General features: G+C 68.5%; 15 protein-coding genes. 7 read left to right on the top strand and 8 right to left on the bottom strand.

Going from position 1 to position 16,118, the window contains the following annotated elements; all coding sequences use genetic code 11:
• Window positions 1-254 precede the first annotated feature (254 nt).
• Window positions 255-1,637, top strand: a complete 1,383-nt coding sequence (locus OHA98_RS36100) for a transcriptional regulator (RefSeq protein ID WP_266931960.1) — start codon at window positions 255-257, stop codon at window positions 1,635-1,637.
• Between the two features lie 183 nt (window positions 1,638-1,820).
• Window positions 1,821-3,476, top strand: a complete 1,656-nt coding sequence (locus tag OHA98_RS36095; protein WP_266931958.1) for a hypothetical protein — start codon at window positions 1,821-1,823, stop codon at window positions 3,474-3,476.
• 121 nt (window positions 3,477-3,597) lie between these two features.
• Here OHA98_RS36095 and OHA98_RS36090 read toward each other — a convergent pair whose 3' ends face one another.
• A complete protein-coding gene (locus OHA98_RS36090) occupies window positions 3,598-4,875 on the bottom strand; it encodes an ABC transporter substrate-binding protein (protein WP_266931957.1) in 1,278 nt (425 codons plus the stop codon).
• A 174-nt stretch (window positions 4,876-5,049) separates the two neighbouring features.
• On the opposite strand from OHA98_RS36090, the gene OHA98_RS36085 reads away from it, so the two are divergent.
• Together OHA98_RS36085 and purU are read left to right on the top strand one after the other, a co-directional pair.
• The gene (locus OHA98_RS36085; RefSeq protein ID WP_266932568.1) at window positions 5,050-5,496 is read left to right on the top strand and encodes a hypothetical protein; all 447 of its coding nucleotides are present in this window, start codon (window positions 5,050-5,052) and stop codon (window positions 5,494-5,496) included.
• A 28-nt stretch (window positions 5,497-5,524) separates the two neighbouring features.
• A complete protein-coding gene (gene purU / locus OHA98_RS36080; protein WP_266931956.1) occupies window positions 5,525-6,418 on the top strand; it encodes a formyltetrahydrofolate deformylase in 894 nt (297 codons plus the stop codon).
• Between the two features lie 351 nt (window positions 6,419-6,769).
• Here the strand turns inward: purU and OHA98_RS36075 are convergent, their stop codons facing one another.
• The 3 genes from OHA98_RS36075 to OHA98_RS36065 are packed head-to-tail and all read right to left on the bottom strand — an operon-like array spanning window position 6,770 to window position 10,578.
• Window positions 6,770-7,885, bottom strand: coding sequence for a glycosyltransferase family 4 protein (locus OHA98_RS36075; protein ID WP_266932566.1), 1,116 nt, complete (start codon window positions 7,883-7,885; stop codon window positions 6,770-6,772).
• A 2-nt stretch (window positions 7,886-7,887) separates the two neighbouring features.
• Window positions 7,888-9,273 (bottom strand): hypothetical protein, encoded by a 1,386-nt coding sequence (locus OHA98_RS36070; protein WP_266931955.1) that lies wholly within the window; start codon window positions 9,271-9,273, stop codon window positions 7,888-7,890.
• A gap of 48 nt (window positions 9,274-9,321) precedes the next feature.
• Window positions 9,322-10,578 (bottom strand): nucleotide sugar dehydrogenase, encoded by a 1,257-nt coding sequence (locus tag OHA98_RS36065; RefSeq protein WP_266931953.1) that lies wholly within the window; start codon window positions 10,576-10,578, stop codon window positions 9,322-9,324.
• 66 nt (window positions 10,579-10,644) lie between these two features.
• Here OHA98_RS36065 and OHA98_RS36060 point away from each other — a divergent pair, with 66 nt between their 5' ends.
• Entirely contained in the window at window positions 10,645-11,418 is a 774-nt protein-coding gene (locus OHA98_RS36060) for a glycosyltransferase family 2 protein (RefSeq protein WP_266931951.1), read from the top strand.
• A 116-nt stretch (window positions 11,419-11,534) separates the two neighbouring features.
• On the opposite strand, the gene OHA98_RS36055 is transcribed toward OHA98_RS36060, so the two are convergent.
• From OHA98_RS36055 to OHA98_RS36045, 3 genes are read right to left on the bottom strand one after another with little or no spacing between them, the layout of a single operon-like run.
• Window positions 11,535-12,455, bottom strand: coding sequence for a TauD/TfdA family dioxygenase (locus OHA98_RS36055; RefSeq protein WP_266931950.1), 921 nt, complete (start codon window positions 12,453-12,455; stop codon window positions 11,535-11,537).
• Window positions 12,416-12,901, bottom strand: coding sequence for a hypothetical protein (locus OHA98_RS36050; protein WP_266931948.1), 486 nt, complete (start codon window positions 12,899-12,901; stop codon window positions 12,416-12,418). The genes OHA98_RS36055 and OHA98_RS36050 overlap by 40 nt, the downstream gene beginning before the upstream one ends.
• On the bottom strand, window positions 12,901-13,341 hold the full coding sequence (locus tag OHA98_RS36045) for an ATP-binding protein (protein WP_266931947.1): 441 nt from the start codon (window positions 13,339-13,341) through the stop codon (window positions 12,901-12,903). Before OHA98_RS36045 ends, OHA98_RS36050 begins: the two co-directional genes overlap by 1 nt.
• A gap of 540 nt (window positions 13,342-13,881) precedes the next feature.
• Here OHA98_RS36045 and OHA98_RS36040 point away from each other — a divergent pair.
• Together OHA98_RS36040 and OHA98_RS36035 are read left to right on the top strand one after the other, a co-directional pair.
• A complete protein-coding gene (locus tag OHA98_RS36040) occupies window positions 13,882-15,273 on the top strand; it encodes a Tat pathway signal protein (protein WP_266931945.1) in 1,392 nt (463 codons plus the stop codon).
• Window positions 15,274-15,312: 39 nt separating this feature from the next.
• Window positions 15,313-15,786 carry a TrmO family methyltransferase gene (locus OHA98_RS36035; RefSeq protein ID WP_266931943.1) on the top strand — a complete coding sequence of 158 codons (474 nt, stop codon included), beginning with the start codon at window positions 15,313-15,315 and terminating at the stop codon, window positions 15,784-15,786.
• 177 nt (window positions 15,787-15,963) lie between these two features.
• Here the strand turns inward: OHA98_RS36035 and OHA98_RS36030 are convergent, their stop codons facing one another.
• Window positions 15,964-16,110, bottom strand: coding sequence for a hypothetical protein (locus tag OHA98_RS36030; RefSeq protein WP_266931941.1), 147 nt, complete (start codon window positions 16,108-16,110; stop codon window positions 15,964-15,966).
• Window positions 16,111-16,118: the final 8 nt, after the last annotated feature.

The raw sequence follows: 16,118 nt of genomic DNA, 5'->3' as shown, positions 1-16,118 counted from the left end.
TGGGGCGCATGGATGCATGGGTGGGGGCGCGCGTGCGGCGGTGCGTCACTGTGTGGGTAGCCCCATGCAGGACTGAGCAACTCGCCGTGCTCGTACCGAATGCCGACGGAATATGCGCATTTCTTGAGTATCCGCAGGGCAATGATCCCCTCATCGCAAACGGCGCGTCCGATCACCGCGATTTTGATCAACGCGCAACTGTCCAAAGTGAATTCGTTTATCGCTTACCCATCTATGCCCGTCCAGGGGGACACATGGCAGCCAGGCCACTCGTAGCCCGTCAGCCGAACGAACGCCTTCAGACACTCATCCAGGAGGCCGCGTGTTCCAACGCGGGCCTCGCGCGCCGCGTCAACATGGTCGGCGCCGAACGCGGACTCGATCTCCGCTACGACAAGACATCCGTGGCCCGGTGGCTGCGCGGCCAGCAACCACGCGGCAGGGCCCCGGGAATCATCGCCGAGGCGCTCGGCCGCAAGCTCGGCCGTACGGTCACGATCGACGAGATCGGCATGGCCAACGGCAAGAACCTCGCCTCCGGCGTCGGCCTGCAGTTCGCGCCGACCGTCCTCGGCGCCATCGAGCAGGTGTGTGAGCTGTGGCGCAGCGACGTGGGCCGCCGCGATCTGCTGACCGGCTCGGCGGTGGCCGCCTCCGCGCTGGTCGAACCCAGCCGGGACTGGCTGATCACGGGCGCCGACCCACAGGTCGCCCGGACCGCCGGGGCCCGCGTCGGCATGGCGGACGTGGAGGCGGTGCGGGCGATGACGGCCGCGCTCGTCGACCTCGACCACCGCTTCGGCAGCGGGCACGTACGGCCGGTGCTGGTCCACTACCTCAACAGCGTGGTCTCCGGGCTGCTTTCGGGGGCCTACCGCGAGACCGTCGGCCGGGAGCTGTTCGGCGCGGTGGCGCGACTCACCGAGCTCGGCGGGTACATGGCGGTCGACACCGGCCAGCCGGGGCTCGCCCAGCGGTACTACATCCAGGCGCTCCGCCTGGCCCAGGCCGCGGGGGACCGGGCGTACGGCGGCTATGTGCTGGCCGCGTCGATGAGCCATCTCGCCGCACAGCTCGGCAACCCCCGGGAGATCGCCCAGCTGGCACGGGCGGCGCAGGAGGGGGCGCGGGGGCGGGTGACGCCGAGGGCGGAGGCGATGTTCCACGCGGCGGAGGCCCGGGGGCACGCGCTGCTGGGTGACGCCCGCACCTGCCAGGTGGTGGCGGGCCGGGCGCTGGCCGCCCTGGAGCACGCCGATCCGGACACCGGTGACGACCCGGACTGGATCGCCCACTTCGACGCCGGGTATCTCGCGGACGAACTGGCGCACTGTCACCGCGACCTGGGGCAGGCGGAGGCCGCCGCGCGCCGGGCGAAGGAGGCGCTGGCGGCCCTGCCGGAGTCGCGGGCCCGGCGTCGCGGCATCGGCCTGGTGCTGCTGGCCACGGCCCAGGTGCAGCAGCGCGACGTGGAGCGGGCCTGCCACACGGGGATGCGCGCGATGGAGCTGCTGGGGACGGTGCGCTCCAGCCGGGGCGCGGAGTATCTCGATGACCTCCAGCAGCGGCTGATGCCGTACGGGGACGAGGCCGCGGTACGGGAATTCGGCGCGCGGCTGGAGCTCCAGGCGGCCTGAGCGGTGTCCCGGGCGGCGGCCTGAACCGGGGATTCGGGAAGTCGCCCATGAACAGCGCCTCAAGAGCGTTGAGTGTTACCCGGCGGGGGCGGGGCGGTGAGTGGCAGCACGCGCTTGGCGGAGGCGGGTAACCACCCGATAGCGTGAGCCGACGATTCCGTAGGTTTACACGTAGGAGTCCCGGTGACGCAGAGCGGACAGGGTGACGAGCGGCAGCTCCCTGCTGTACGGCCCGCGCACGAAGGTGTCGTGCTGCCCGCGGAGGGTGGTGCCCCCTGGACGCCGGGGGGTGACGCGGGCGGCCCGGCCGAGCAGGCCGCGCCCGCGGGCGGGCAGCCATGGGGGCAGCACTGGGGGCCGCAGTCCGCCCAGCCTCCACACCCGGACGCCCAGGCACCGGGGCAGCAGGCGCAGCAGGGGTACCCGCAGGCGCAGCCGTTGCCGCCCGCGCAGCCGGGTCCGTATCAGCAGCCGCAGCAGCCGCAGCCGCAGCCGCAGCCGCAGGCGGGCCCGCAGCCCCATCAGCTGCGGCCCGCGCAGTACCAGCAGCCGGTGCCGTACCAGCAGGTCCCGGAGCAGCAGCCCCCGCAGCAGCCGGGCCCGTACCAGCCCCAGCCGTCGCAGGGCCGGCCCCAGCCCTACGCGCAGCCGTTGCCGCCGGAGGCCGTACCGGGCACGGGGATACCCGGCGCGGGCATACCGGGCGGGGACGCGGACGCCACGCAGTACATCGCGCCCGTCCCCGGCGGCGCCGGACCCGTCCACGGGGGGCCTTCCGCCGGCGGTCTGCCGCCCGAGCGTCCCGCGGAGTCCACCGCGTATCTGGGGCAGGTGCCGCAGTCCGGTCCCGCGCCGCAGCCGGGTGACTCGGACGCGACGCAGTACATACCGCCGGTGCCCGGTGGCGCGCCGTACGGGATCCGGCCCGGGGCGCCGGGGGACCGGCAGCCGCCCGCGGAGTTCGACAACCTGTTCCGCAGCGAGGCGCCCGCGGGCGCCACGCAGCAGATGCCGCACGTCGACGCCACGCGACAGCACCAGCCGCCGCAGCACCAGCAGTACCAGGGCCAGCAGCACCAGCAGCCGCAGGGCGGGCAGTTGCCCCCGCAGGCCGGGCAGCAGCCCTACCAGCCGGCGCCGCAGGCGTTCCCGGGCGCGGCGGGGCCGCACGAGCCGTCCCGGGGGCGGGGGGACGGCCCCGCGCCGCGCAAGCGGTCCGCGGCGATCCCCCTGATCGCCGCGGTCGTCGTCGGCTGCGCTGTCATCGGGCTCGGCGCGGGCGCGCTGATGAGCGGTGGCGACGACGACAAGAAGGACGACAAGCAGCCGGTCGCCGCCGGGAGTTCACCGGTGGCCGAGCCGAGCACCCAGGCCGCCGATCCCGCCAAGTCGCAGGCGGAGGCGCTGGACAAGCTGCTGGCCGACAGCAACAACAGCCGTTCGACGGTGATCGGCGCCGTGGAGAAGATCAAGTCGTGCCAGGCGCTGGACCAGGCGGCCACCGATCTGAAGGGCGCGGCCCAGCAGCGCCGTGATCTGGTGACCAGGCTCCAGGGCCTCACGGTGGACAAGCTGCCGAACCACGCCGCGCTCACCGCCTCACTGACCAGGGCGTGGGAGGCGTCCGCGTCGGCCGACGACCACTACGCCGCGTGGGCCGGGCAGGCCAAGAACAACAAGAAGGTCTGCAAGGGCGGCAAGGCCAGGTCGACCAACGAGACGGTGAAGGCCACCGAACGCAGCAGCGTGGCGAGCAAGGCCAAGGTCCAGGCGTCGGGCCAGTGGAACAGCATCGCCGAGAAGTACGGCCTGACGAAGCACGCCCCCACCCAGCTCTGAGCCGCGGTGGTTCACCGGCAGCCGGATGACCGGCAGCCGGATGACCGGCGGCCGGATGACCGGCGGCCGGTGGACGCACGGGGGAGCGGGCCGCGGCGGTACCGGCGGCCCGCCCGCCGGCTCAGCCCTTGACGTTCGGGGCCGCCGTCAGGGTCTCCGTGACATCCACGAAGCCCTTCTTCTGGGCGACGAGACGGCCCTCCCGGACCACCTGGAACGTCACCTTGGCGTTGACGATCCGGGGGTACGCGGACGAGCCGAGCATGTCCTTGTAGCGCCAGCGCAGGACCGGGGTCAGGCCGCCCGTGTCGACCTCCGCGCCGCGGTTGAGGGCGGTGGTCACCGTGCCGGAGGTGACCTCGGAGCCGCCGAGCGACTCGATGACCGCCCGCAGCGCCGTGTACGCGATCCAGGTGGTCTGCACCCCCGTGTCCTGCGGGTCGACCCGGTTGTCGCCGAACGCGTGCTCCCGGATCACCTCGCGCATCGTGTCCCAGCGCGCGTCGCCCGAGTCCGGGTACCAGCCGGTGACGTACGCCCCCTCGAACGGGCTGTTCCGGCCGCCCGTACGGTCGATGAGCGGCTGACCGACGCTGCCGAGCACGGAGGAGATCCGCGCCCCGCCGGTCTCCGGTTCGAGCCGCCGGAAGGAGTCGAAGAAGGTTTCCGTACGGTCGCCGAGCACCGCCGTCACACAGCCGTCACCGGCCCGCTCCAGCGCCTTGGCCGCCTGGTCGTCGTACGAGGTGGCGTCCTCGGGCGCCAGGATGTCGACGGACTCGGGCCGTTCGGCGTCCAGGAGGCCGGCGTCGAGGAGCGGCGGCATGCCGTCGCCGGCGATCGAGTCGGGCCGGACGAGCGACACCCGGTCGCAGCCGGCCGCCAGCTGCTTGCCGTTGCCCGCGAGGAGCGCAGACTGGCCGCCGTTGACCGGGTAGGAGACATAGCTGGTGAACTCCTCGTCGGAGGCCCCGTAGCCGCCGATGTACGGAACGCCGGCGGCCTCCAGCGGAGCCATGAAGGACCGCCCGTGCCGACTGTACGAGCCGACGACCGCGGTCACCTTCTCCCGGACGGCCTCCCGGGCGCACTTCTCCGCGCCGACCGAGGTGTCGCCCTCGTTGCAGATGATCACCTTCAGCCGGCGTCCGCCGATGCCGCCCTGGCCGTTGACCCAGCGGGCGTACGTCCTCGCCATCGCCGTCATCCCCGACATGTTCACCGCGGCCACGTCGTCCGAACGGTCGGGCGCCCACGTCATCACGGTGACGGGCCCCCTGGAGCCCCCCGAGGCCCCAGGGAGCACACCGCAGCCGGATATCAGGAACGCCCCGGCCGCCGCCGTACATGTGACGAACGTGTAGGGGCGGGGGGAGGTGGGGCGTCGCCGTCCGGTCATGGGTCTGAACGTTTCCGCCCCCCGGGTAACGCCACAGTGTGCTTCGTTCAACGCTCGGTGACATCGAGGTGAATTACAGGGGCCCGTACGTACACGTGAAAAGGGAACGTACGATCGACAACCGTGCAGCAAGGTTCGGAGAACACTTCCCGTCGCGGCCGTCGCTCCTCCACCATGGGCGGCATGCCGCTCAATGACATGCCGTGGTGGCGCTGGCGCACCAACGTGCGCTCGGCGCTGCACATGCTCTCCGATCCCGTCTTCCACCACGAGTGCTGGCTGGCCGGCCGGGAAGGGTACGGGGACGTCACCGACGCCGTGTACCGCCTGGTCGAGGACACCTGGCTCGACAACTGGTCCGCCGAGAAGTACGTCGGAACGATCTTCCGCGACTCCGCCGAGGCCGCCGCCGTCGATGTCGCCGCGCTGCGGGTGCTGCGCATCATGCACCAGGTCGGCGCGGACGCCCCCGTATCCGCGTATCTCGAACATCATGGCTGGCCGGAGGCCGTACGCGCGGCCCGCGAGGCCCATGTGATGCTCGCCGTGAACGATGCCGAGGATCCGGACATACCGCCGCGCTCCCTGGACGTCATCCGCATCATGACCAGGGCCGCCTGAGACCGGGCGGGTGTGGCACCCTACGGGGATGACCGCGCCGCAGCCCGCCTCTCCCGCCGCCTCGGACGCCGTATCCGGGCAGTACGTCCTCACCCTTTCGTGCCCCGACAAACAGGGCATCGTGCACGCCGTGTCGAGCTACCTCTTCATGACCGGCTGCAACATCGAGGACAGTCAGCAGTTCGGCGACCACGACACGGGTCTCTTCTTCATGCGCGTCCACTTCTCGGCGGACGCCCCGGTGACGGTGGACAAACTGCGGGCCAGTTTCGCGGCCATCGGCGACTCCTTCCGGATGGACTGGCAGATCCACCGGTCCGCGGACCGGATGCGGATCGTGCTGATGGTCAGCAAGTTCGGGCACTGCCTGAACGACCTGCTGTTCCGGTCCCGGATCGGGGCGCTGCCCGTCGAGATCGCGGCCGTCGTCTCCAACCACACGGACTTCGCCGAACTCGTCGCCTCGTACGGCATTCCCTTCCGGCACCTTCCGGTGACCAAGGACTCCAAGGCGGACGCCGAGGCGAGGCTGCTGGAGCTGGTGCGCGAGGAGGACGTGGAGCTGGTCGTCCTGGCCCGGTACATGCAGGTCCTCTCGGACGACCTGTGCAAGCAGCTGAGCGGCCGGATCATCAACATCCACCACTCGTTCCTGCCGAGCTTCAAGGGTGCGAAGCCGTACCACCAGGCCCATGCGCGCGGGGTGAAGCTGATCGGCGCGACCGCGCACTATGTGACCGCCGACCTCGACGAGGGCCCGATCATCGAGCAGGAGGTCGAGCGCGTCGGCCATGACGTGACGCCGGACCAGCTCGTCGCGATCGGCCGCGATGTGGAGTGCCAGGCGCTGGCGCGTGCGGTGAAGTGGCACGCGGAGCGGCGGATCCTGCTCAACGGCCGCCGTACGGTGGTCTTCGCCTGAGAGCTGTCCCGGGGGCCGGGTCCGGTGCCGGGTCCGGGGAGTCCCGTCCGGCCCGCGACATGAGGCTGTGCTCACCGAAGCGGACATGCCGCAGGAGAAGAAGGCCGTACTCCTTCGGCGCGCCCAGGAGAGGGACGGCCAGGCAGCCAAGAGCCGAAGGGGAGGCGCCGACGTCGAGTGAGGAGCTCCGTCGCCAACATGGTCGAGATGGGGTTCCCCTCTCTCCCTGCGCCGGGCAGGCCGACGCGCACGCGCACCAGTCGCACGATGGACCGAGCGAGCCGTTCGTTGGGCGACTCCTGTGGTGGAGTCCGCCGCCTTTCGCTCCGCCGGGCGTCTCGGTCGATCCCGCTAGTGCCTGCATGAGGAGATAAGGCGGAGCGTCAGTTCGCGAAGCTGGCAGCCGGTGGTAACGATGTCGTACCGGCGCGCGTTGGTGAGAGACGCCTTGGTCAGGGCCTTGCGCAGATGGAAGTCCCGGCCCATCTCGTCGAGTGCCGCGGCCAGCGAGCGCGGGTCGCCGGGGGCGAAGGCCGTGCCAGCGTTCCCGAGGATTGCTTTCACGCCAGGGAGAGCAGAGTAGACGACGGGGAGGCCGTGAGCTTGGGCCTCGATGAGGGCGAGTCCGAAAGCCTCCAGACCTCTGGTGGTGAACACGAAGGCGTCGTAGCTCGGCAGGCGGCTCCACAGCTCAGCACGGGGCAGGTGCCGCTCGAAGTGGACCCGGTCCCGCAGGCCGAGTTCGACAGCTCGTTGCTCCAGATGCTCGCGCAGGGGCCCTTTGCCGATCACGGTCAGGCAGTGGGGCTGATCGGTGAGGGCAAGGGCTTCCACGGCCGTGATCGTGGACTTGTTGTCGTCCAGGCGACCGGCGTGCACCAGAGACAGGGGCCCGGTCCCTATGGACGGCTGATCGCGTACCTGGGCATCAGCCAGACGGATGCCCCACGGGATGACGGCGATGCGGTCGGTGAAACGGCGCCCGGTGAGCCGGTCGATGTGATCGGCGAGGACGGAGGTCGGGGTGACGATCGCGGCGCTGGCGGCGACGACTTCGAGCATGACCGCGTGTTCCGTTGCGTTGCGTTCGGCCGCCATCACTTCGGGGCCGTGGGCGATCGAGACGATCGGGATGGTGCCGGCGGTACGGCTGAAGGCCAGGCTGAGTGCGAACCCGACGTTCTGGGCGTGGATGGCGTCCGGCCTGAGCTGCTCAATGAGCGCCCCTACCTCTTGTGTTAGCTCGTCCACGTAGTCGTCGAAGCCGGGGCCCTGGGGGCGTTTCGTCGTCGAGAGGGGGATCAGGTGATCGAACGCGGCTTTCCACTCTTGATTGACCGGTCTCCTGCCGAGGTAGATCGTATGGGTGTCGGGCATGGCGCGGTAGAGGTCGTTGACGAGGATCAGGCTCCCGGACGACGGCTCGGAAGTGCGGTTGATGCCGGTAAGGATGGACAAGGGTTTCATAATCATGCGGAGATCCCTTTGATGGATGACCGGTGGGAGGGGAGCGGAGACGGGGCTCCTCGGTCCACCGTGATCCGTGAGTCGGCGGTGGGCTTCTGTCCACGATGACGAGGTGGCGCCCACCACGACGCGAGGTGCGGCGTGAAGACGGCGGCGACCTCCTGGGCGGGATGCAGGAAGCCCTTGCTGTCCTGCGTGGCCGTCCACGCCCGGATGGCCGACCGGGGGTAGACGGGGTGTATCCCGATCTCGCCCTTGGGAAGGATGCCGTTGAAGGGCGTGGGGATACCCACGTGGTTCCAGTAGTCCCACGCCTCCAGTGCCTTGGCCTTCTCAAAGCAGTGGTAGAGCTGCTGGTAGCGCGGCATGTACCGGATCTCGCGGAAGACCATCTGGCCGATCAGCCCCGGCGCGACTTCCCGGAGCGTGCCGAGATCCGTGCCCCGAAAGGTGACCGTGGCCGCGTCCTGGGACGGGTGCAGCGCCGTGTGGGAGAACAGGTGGGACAGCCGCCGCCGTACGTACTCGGCGACCCCTGGGACGAGAGCCGGTTCCACGCCGTCGATGAGCTGGACGAGCTGCTGGTGGCACGGCTGGAAGCGAGCCAGGTCGAACAACTCGTGCATGCCGTCCACTGCGGCAAACGCGAGCCTCTTGTACAGCCAGTTGTTCAGCTCTCCGGCCTGGGCGTAGGACTTGGTCTCTGGAGTCGCGGAGTGGAGCATCAGGTACTCGGACAGCACCTCGAAGTACAGATAGCCGAGGAACGGTACGGCGGGCACGGCGGCAGCCAACTGGTCGATGAACTCCGTTGCCTTGGTGGCGAAGCCGGCGGCGTTGCGCAGGGCCGTATCGAGGAACACAGCCGCGGTGCGGAGCCCGGCCGTCAGGGCACGTTCGAGATGGTCGTTCTCGGCCGGGGTGAGGAAGCTCTGGTAGCGCAAGTACGTGCGCAGGTGGATGGCGCCGAGGTGCAGGTAGTCCACGCCCTTGGTAGGGATCGGGGCGTCCGAGGTGACCTCGAAGATGATGGGCGTGGTGTTCGGCTTCGTCTGCATGAGGTACGCGCCGAGGTTGTGCGGGCGCCATCCCTCGCGCTGGCGGACGAGCGGGGAGCAGTACAGGGCTCCGACCAGGCATCCGGTGGAGACGTGCAGTTCACCGCTGTTGCGGATGGCGGAGATGTGCTTGGTGGTGTGCAGCAAGTACATGGGCCGGCCGCTGGCGAGCGCTTCGGTCATCGCGCTGTGCTGGATCAGCCAGCCATTGGGGGTGTCACCTTCCAGGCAGCGACGCCAGTCGTCCTCACTCTCGGCCAGAGAGGCCGGAGCTGGACGCTGCGCGGGCTTGGTGTAGTCCGTGTGGGCGTGCTCCCATTCGTCGCGCAAGAGAACTCCTGGGGTTGAAGTCAGCGGCGGGCCAGGGGAGTGCGGGAGTTACAGGGTTTCGACGTTCGTTCCGGACAGGCGATTGCGGCAGTCGAGAACGTACGACGCGTTCGTCTCGATCATGGTGAGGTCGAACTGGGTGTGGTCCATGAGGAGCACCACGGCATCGGTGGCGGCCACCTCCTGCAGGCTTGCATCGACCCAGGGCACGTTCAGCTTGCTGGTGTCGCTCTCCTGGACGTTGGGGTCGGCGCCGCGGACATCGGCGCCGAGGCCGGTGAGGAGTTCGGCGATTCTCGCTGAAGGGGAGTTGCGCAGGTCGGTGGCGTTGTACTTGTAAGTCAGGCCGAGCAGGAGGATGCGCGATCCCTTGACCGGCAGGCCGCGCTTGTCGAGGCCGTCCACGACGCGCTGAACGACGTAGTCGGGCATGTGCCGGTTCACGTCGTCGGCGAGGTCCACGAACCGGAAGGAGGTCCCAAGCTCTTGCTCGACCTTCCAGGAGAGGAACAGCGGATCGACGGGCAGGCAGTGCCCGCCGACTCCCGGCCCCGGGGTGAACCGTGTGAAGCCGAACGGCTTGGTCGCGGCAGCGTCGATCGCCTCCCAGAGGTTCACGCCGAGGGGCGCCGCAAGCGTCGCCAGCTCGTTCATGAGCGAGATGTTGACCAGCCGGAAGGTGTTCTCCAGCAGCTTCGCCAGCTCGGCGACCTTGGGCCCGGACACAGGGACCGTGGTCTGGAAGATCCCGTCGTAGAACCCCTTGATCACGTTGAGCGACTTGGCGTCGATCCCGGACACCACCTTCGGTGTCCCGTCGAACGACCAGCGCTTGTTCCCTGGAGCGATACGCTCGGGACTGAACCCGGCCAGGAAGTCGTCCCCGGCCCACAGGCCCGATGCCTTCTCCAGGATCGGCACCAACAGTTCCTCGGTGCAGCCGGGGTAGGTCGTGGACTCCAGGACCACGGTCGCGCCGGGACGAAGGTGTTCGCCCAGGGTCCGGGCGCAGGTCTCGATGTAGGACAGGTCGGGTACGCCGTCCCGCAGTGGGGTCGGCACGGTGATCACCGCGATGTCGAAACCGGCCAGCGCGGAAGCGTCGGTGGTCGCCGAGTAGTCCCTGGAGTCCAGCACGGCGCGCAGCCGCGCGGAGGTCACGTCCTCGACGTAGGAGTGGCCGGCGGCGAGCTGCTGAATTCGGTGAGCGTCCACGTCGTAGCCGATCACGCGGTGCCCCACCTCTGCGGCGCGTACGGCCAGCGGAAGCCCTACGTAGCCCTGACCAGCGACGACTATCTGCATGTCAGCTCCTCCTCGGTTGCGGTGCTTGAATGGACCGTCATTCCTGATCTGGTAAGGAGATGTGCTGTGCCTCTGGTGTCTGTCGTGATGCCCGTCTACAACTCGGCGGCCACCCTCGGCGCGGCCGTCCGATCGGTGCTCACACAGACGCACAGCGACGTGGAGCTGCTGGTCACCGATGATCAGTCCTCCGACAGCTCGATGGATCTGCTGCGCGAGTTCGCCGCCCAGGACAAGCGCGTGCTGCCGCAGTCGGCACCCGAGCGGGGTGGCGCGGGCCGGGCTCGCAATCTCGCGATCGAGCGAGCCCGTGGGGACTACGTGGCGTTCCTCGACTCCGATGACATGTGGCTGCCGGAGAAGACCGAAAAGCAGCTCGCCTTCGCTGCCGAGGGCGATGCGCCGCTGACGTTCACCAGCTACTTCAAGATGGACGCCGACTACGACGGCGAGAGCACCGATTGGGTGCCTAACGGGCGGGTGATCCAAGCGCGAGAGCATGTGGACTACCACGCGATGCTGCGCCGGGACTACATCGGCGCCCTCACCGCCATGTACGACCGTAACGTCCTGGGCACCAGGCTCATGCCAGAGATGCGCAAGCGCCAGGACTACGCGCTGTGGCTGTCGATTATGCGGGACGGCGCTGATGCCCGCGGCTTGGCTGAGCCGCTTGCGGTGTACCGGGCTGGTCAGGCGGGATCGCTGTCTTCCAACAAGATGTCTTTGGTCAAATACAACTGGACCCTCTACCGCCAGCACGAGGACCTGTCGGTCCCGCGAGCGACGCGGGCACTGGCCGGCGCCGTGTGGCAGTCGTTGCGCAACTCGCGCATCTAGTGCGCACAGGCCTGGGGAGCGGGGTGCGCGACTTTTTCCGGGTGTGCCCGACCGGGCCCCACCCTGTGGCCGTGCCGCGTGTTCGGGGGCTGGGCCTGGGGGCGGGACTCGGCGGGTCACCGGTGTGCCTTGGGCCGGCTACGCGGCGGGCCGTCGTCGGCCCTCGCGCGCAGGAAGAGTTGGAGGAGCAGCCGCCGATCGGCGACCGGCACGGTCTCCTGACCGTCGTGGAGCGCTTCCCGGCCGTGCAGGAACCGGCGCTGGTTCACGATGAGGAAGTCCCCGGGCTGGAGCGCGAAGGAGACCTGCCCCCGGACGAGTTCCACGGCAAGTTCCTTGGCCGCGTCGGCGTGCGCCTGGCCGAGATCCGACCTCGACAGCATCTTGGCGGTGAACCGGATGAACCCTTCGTCCAGCTCCGAGCTGTCCAGGATCGGGAACGGTTTGTATTCCTCGCCCACGCCGAACAGGTCGAAGAAGGTCCCGTAGTGGTAGGCCGACTCGGCCAGCAGAGTGCGGCTGTTCTCCGACAGCCGCGCCACCGCAGCGTGGGCGTCCGAGAGAATGCTGGGGCCACCGCCGAGAGGATCGGAGCGGATGCACAGGAGCGTGGTGTAATCCGGGGGCAGGCGCGCGTTCACCAGGTCCATATGAAACGCGTTGTACCCGATGCCGCTGGACTTGCCGGGGTCCTTTTTGACCTTGACGCCGATGTCTTTCCACAGGGGCCACCGCGGGAAGGGTGAGAAGGGGATTGCTACCTCGGCCGCGAATCCGGTCGCCAGCCGCCGTAACCGGACGCCGGACCCCAGCACCTTGACGAGGTTCCCCAGGCGCAGTACGGCGTACCCGCCGCCCTTCCCGGTCAACGCGTGGCGCAGGGCCGCGGCGGTCTCCTCGAATCGCGGGATGGCCGTCAGCGCGGTCCGGTATTCCTCCATGGTGGACTGCGCCAGGAACGACCCGTCCAGTTGCCATGGCGGAAGCGAAGAGTCGATCAGAGCGGCTTCGAGTTCGCTCGGGAAGTCGATGAACACGTAAGGCCTCCTTTCCACGCGGCCCCGGCCCGTGCCAACGGGGAGGGGCGGGACTGTTGGGGAATAGCCGAAGAACACCCCACGGGGCCCCGCGTGGCAAAGCGCACCAGGTGGCCGTAGGCATCGCCTGGGCCAGGGAACCCGACGCTCCGGACCATGACGTCGTCCATCTGCGGTGGGTAAGGGGTCAGCGAGCGCTCGACCACTTCTCTGAGTGACGGGGTGACATGCCGCAGCCGGGCCGAGATGACCGCGCTTTCCTCCGGGGAAAGGCGCGCGGCGTCCTCGCCGAGGATGGTCTCCAGGTCGTCGTACAACTCGACGGTGATCGCATCGGAGGCCAGGAAGCGGCGCAGACCGAGGTCGACTCGACTAGTTGTCGCGATGTCGCTCGCGAATGCTGCCACGAGAATCGGAGCAGCGCTCTCGCACGCCAGGGCGGTCATCAGGGCCTCCCTGAGGAGAGGCGAAAGTCGCACCAGGTGGTGTAGCCGTCGTCGCTGACCCCCCAGTCGCGGGCGAGCGCAGCGACGGCGAAGAGCCCGCGGCCGGAAAGGTCGTCATCGTCCGCCTGGGAGAGTTGAGCGGGACTCGGGTTGCCGTCCGTAACCTCGAATCGCAGTACGCCGTCCCGGCAGAGGGCGTTCAGCCTCATAGCGCAGTGCCCATGTTGGATGCCGTTGGTCACGAGCTCCGACACCGCGAGAATCACGTTCTCGGCAGTCGGCTCCGGCACCCGCCACAACCGCAGATGAGCCTCGGTGATCTTGCGCATGTGCGCCACTCGCCGCTCGTCAGGGGCGAAAGCGACCGCGAAACCGGGACCAATTCCATGCCGTACTTCGCACGCGGTCACGACGACGGCGGACGTTGCAGTGCTCATCATGCTCCTCCCCTTGGCACGCCGTGGGAGAGATCGTGAGGCGGGCGCTCAACTCTCACGCCCTCCGGCATCACGAGCGGCCTTTCCAGAGGGACGCGGTTCCGTGGCAGACCGACGCTGGCCAGGCGTTCGGCGCCCATGGCGTCTTCTGTGCCGGTGGAGGCGTTCATGTGGGGTGCTCCCGCTTGTCGAGTAGCTGGCCTACAAGAGGGAACCGCTAATCCGCAGCGCCCGGAATGGAGTCAAGGGCTTGGGGGTGGTCAAGGTGGTCAAAGATCGTCAACGGTCGGCTGGTCGGTGCGGGGTCTTCGTCTTCCTCATCGGCAGCCTTGTCTGCTGGAGCCGTCTCGGGAGGACCGACCATGATCGCGTTGCGAGTTCTCGGCACCGAAACCGAAGCTTCAAGCGGGGTGACTGTGGAGCATCTTTCCTGCGCCAGGCAATAGTTGAGCACTACGGTGAACAGGTGCTCGTCCCCGCGCTGCCCGACAGGGCGGGTCGGCCAACGTGGTCAAAGATCGTTTTCGGGTCCGGGGGCGCAGAATGGCGCGCGAGAGAAATGAGCGACTGGCCTCGCTCCTCTTGGAAGCTTGCTGGTCACGGGCTCAGGCCACCGCTGCGTACAACCGCGTCGCCGTCGAGACACTGAACGGCGAAGTACTGGAGAACTCCAAGATCGGACGCTCCCACGTGAGCATGTGGGTCGGAGGCGTCCAGCCTTCAGGGATCGCTCCGGCTATCTTGTGCCAGGCGCTGTCCCGTCGCTTGAAGCGTAAGATCACGCCACAAGAAGTCGGATTCGCAGCCGCCACCTCGCCGGCGCAGGAAGCGCTGGACTGGCGCGTCGATCCTCTGATCGCGCTGAGCGACTTGGGGAGTGGCGTGGACACGGACCGGCGTCGACTGCTGGCAGGTGGCGTGTATTCGTCGGCGGCGCTGATCTTGCCGGACGCTACATGGTGGGCAGCCATGGTGGAGCCCCCGGCGGAGGAGACCGCGGCTCGGAAGCGGGTCGGCCATGGGGATGTCGAGACCGTGCGGGAGCTGACCCTGGCATTCTCGCGCATGGACCAACGACGCGGAGGCGGACATGGTCGGCGTGCCGTCGACGAATACCTGAAGCACGAAGCTCACAGCTTTCTCCGGGGGCGCTTCACTGACGACGAGACCCGTCGCGCCATGTTCTCGGCCTCAGCCGAACTCGCCTATGTCGCGGGCTGGATGGCCTTCGACAACAGCGAGCACGCAGTTGCGCTCCAGCGATTCAATATCGCGGTGAAACTGGCAGCCCGGTCCGGGGACGCGCCCCTGAGCGGGCACATCATGAGGGCCATGGCCCACCAAGCGCTCGACATGGGCTTTCGCCGCGAAGCTCTCCAACTCGCGCAGGCGTCGGTTCACGGGGAACGGTACGCAGCCGCCACCCCTCGGGAGCGAGCCCTCCTGGGCGTCGTGCACGCGCGGGCCCTCGCAGCGAACCGACACAACGACCAAGCCGCTAAAGCCTTGTTGCGAGCCGAGGATGATCTATCCAACGCCCATGACGGGATCAAGGAGCCCGATCGGACCTTCTTCTTCGGAGAAGCGTCTCTCGCTCATGAAACAGCCTGCACATTGCGGGACTTGGGTGACCGCCAGCAAGCCGTGAAAGAGTTTCGCCGTTCAGTGCGCACGCGCGGTGCTGAATTCAGGCGCACGCACGCGGTCACCCTCGGATATCTGGGCGCGACGCAGATCGCCCACGGTGGTGTGGAAGAAGCGTGCGCGACGTGGACCAGCGTCCTGGACGCTATGGAGGACGGAATCTACTCGGGCCGCGCCCGGCAGGGGGTCGTCGAGATGCGACACCTACTGTCGCCCTACCGCAAGCGCGGCATCCCTACGGTAGGAGTCCTCGATGCCCGCGCCGCCTCGTATCTCGCCCAAGTAGATTGATCGCCAGCGTCCGTACATCCGAGTCGAGAGGACGGGACCATGGCCTTGGACATCAATCCGATCGGGGAAGTCGTCGCCGGCCGAACCGAGGTGGCCGATGACTACTGGGGTGGCGTCGAGTCCGTGATCCAGCTCGACAAGACAGATTTCCCCATCGACTCCGTGCAGGGCCTGGAGGAGTTCTCCCACCTGGTGGTGGTGTGGCACTTCGACCAGGCATCACCTGACGATGTCGAGTACCACGCACGGAGCCCGCGGGGGAACGCGCAGTGGCCGGCCACGGGGACGTTCGCGCACCGCAACCACCGGCGCCCCAACCAGCTGGCTCAGAGCTTCCCTCGTCTGCTGGAAGTTGATGGCCTTCGGCTCCGGGTGACCGATCTGGACGCGGTGGTCGGCACAAAGATCTACGACGTGTCACCGTTCTTCACCATGATGGGGCCGCGCGGCGCGGTTCGTGAGCCCGCCTGGCCGACCGAGATGCTGGTGGACTACTGGGCGGAACGGAGCTGAACCGGCAGCGCGGGATTCGTTTGGTCGGCAATCAGGATTTCACCTGGGCATTACAGGCCGGGGCCGTCGAACTCGCCCACGGTATTGGGCGCTTGAGGTGGGACGGTTTTGGCATAGATGGACGGCGGGTGGTGCGCGCGATGCAGGTTCGTCAGAAGACCATGTTCGGGTCCGCCATCATCCGGCCATCTCCTCGACTCGTCCCGCAGATCCCGTCTCCTCGCCCTTGGCCGTGGGCCAGGCCGCGAGCTGGAAACGCGCCGGACGCTCGTTGTGCCTGCCGACGCGGTATTCGTCGCCCGCCTTGCCTAACGTCTTGTTCATTCGAGTGA

Source organism: Streptomyces sp. NBC_00654, from assembly GCF_026341775.1.
Classification (GTDB): Bacteria; Actinomycetota; Actinomycetes; order Streptomycetales; family Streptomycetaceae; genus Streptomyces.
This window is presented reverse-complemented; position numbering and strand designations above follow the sequence as displayed.

Bases quoted from the DNA above. Each gene is read 5' to 3' on its own strand.
- OHA98_RS36045 (WP_266931947.1), bottom strand. From the start codon at position 13,341: ATGATGAGCACTGCAACGTCCGCCGTCGTCGTGACCGCGTGCGAAGTA.
- OHA98_RS36050 (WP_266931948.1), bottom strand. From the start codon at position 12,901: ATGACCGCCCTGGCGTGCGAGAGCGCTGCTCCGATTCTCGTGGCAGCA.
- OHA98_RS36100 (WP_266931960.1), top strand. From the start codon at position 255: ATGGCAGCCAGGCCACTCGTAGCCCGTCAGCCGAACGAACGCCTTCAG.
- OHA98_RS36075 (WP_266932566.1), bottom strand. From the start codon at position 7,885: ATGAAACCCTTGTCCATCCTTACCGGCATCAACCGCACTTCCGAGCCG.
- OHA98_RS36035 (WP_266931943.1), top strand. From the start codon at position 15,313: ATGGCCTTGGACATCAATCCGATCGGGGAAGTCGTCGCCGGCCGAACC.
- OHA98_RS36030 (WP_266931941.1), bottom strand. From the start codon at position 16,110: ATGAACAAGACGTTAGGCAAGGCGGGCGACGAATACCGCGTCGGCAGG.
- OHA98_RS36090 (WP_266931957.1), bottom strand. From the start codon at position 4,875: ATGACCGGACGGCGACGCCCCACCTCCCCCCGCCCCTACACGTTCGTC.
- OHA98_RS36065 (WP_266931953.1), bottom strand. From the start codon at position 10,578: ATGCAGATAGTCGTCGCTGGTCAGGGCTACGTAGGGCTTCCGCTGGCC.
- purU (WP_266931956.1), top strand. From the start codon at position 5,525: ATGACCGCGCCGCAGCCCGCCTCTCCCGCCGCCTCGGACGCCGTATCC.
- OHA98_RS36085 (WP_266932568.1), top strand. From the start codon at position 5,050: ATGGGCGGCATGCCGCTCAATGACATGCCGTGGTGGCGCTGGCGCACC.
- OHA98_RS36040 (WP_266931945.1), top strand. From the start codon at position 13,882: ATGGCGCGCGAGAGAAATGAGCGACTGGCCTCGCTCCTCTTGGAAGCT.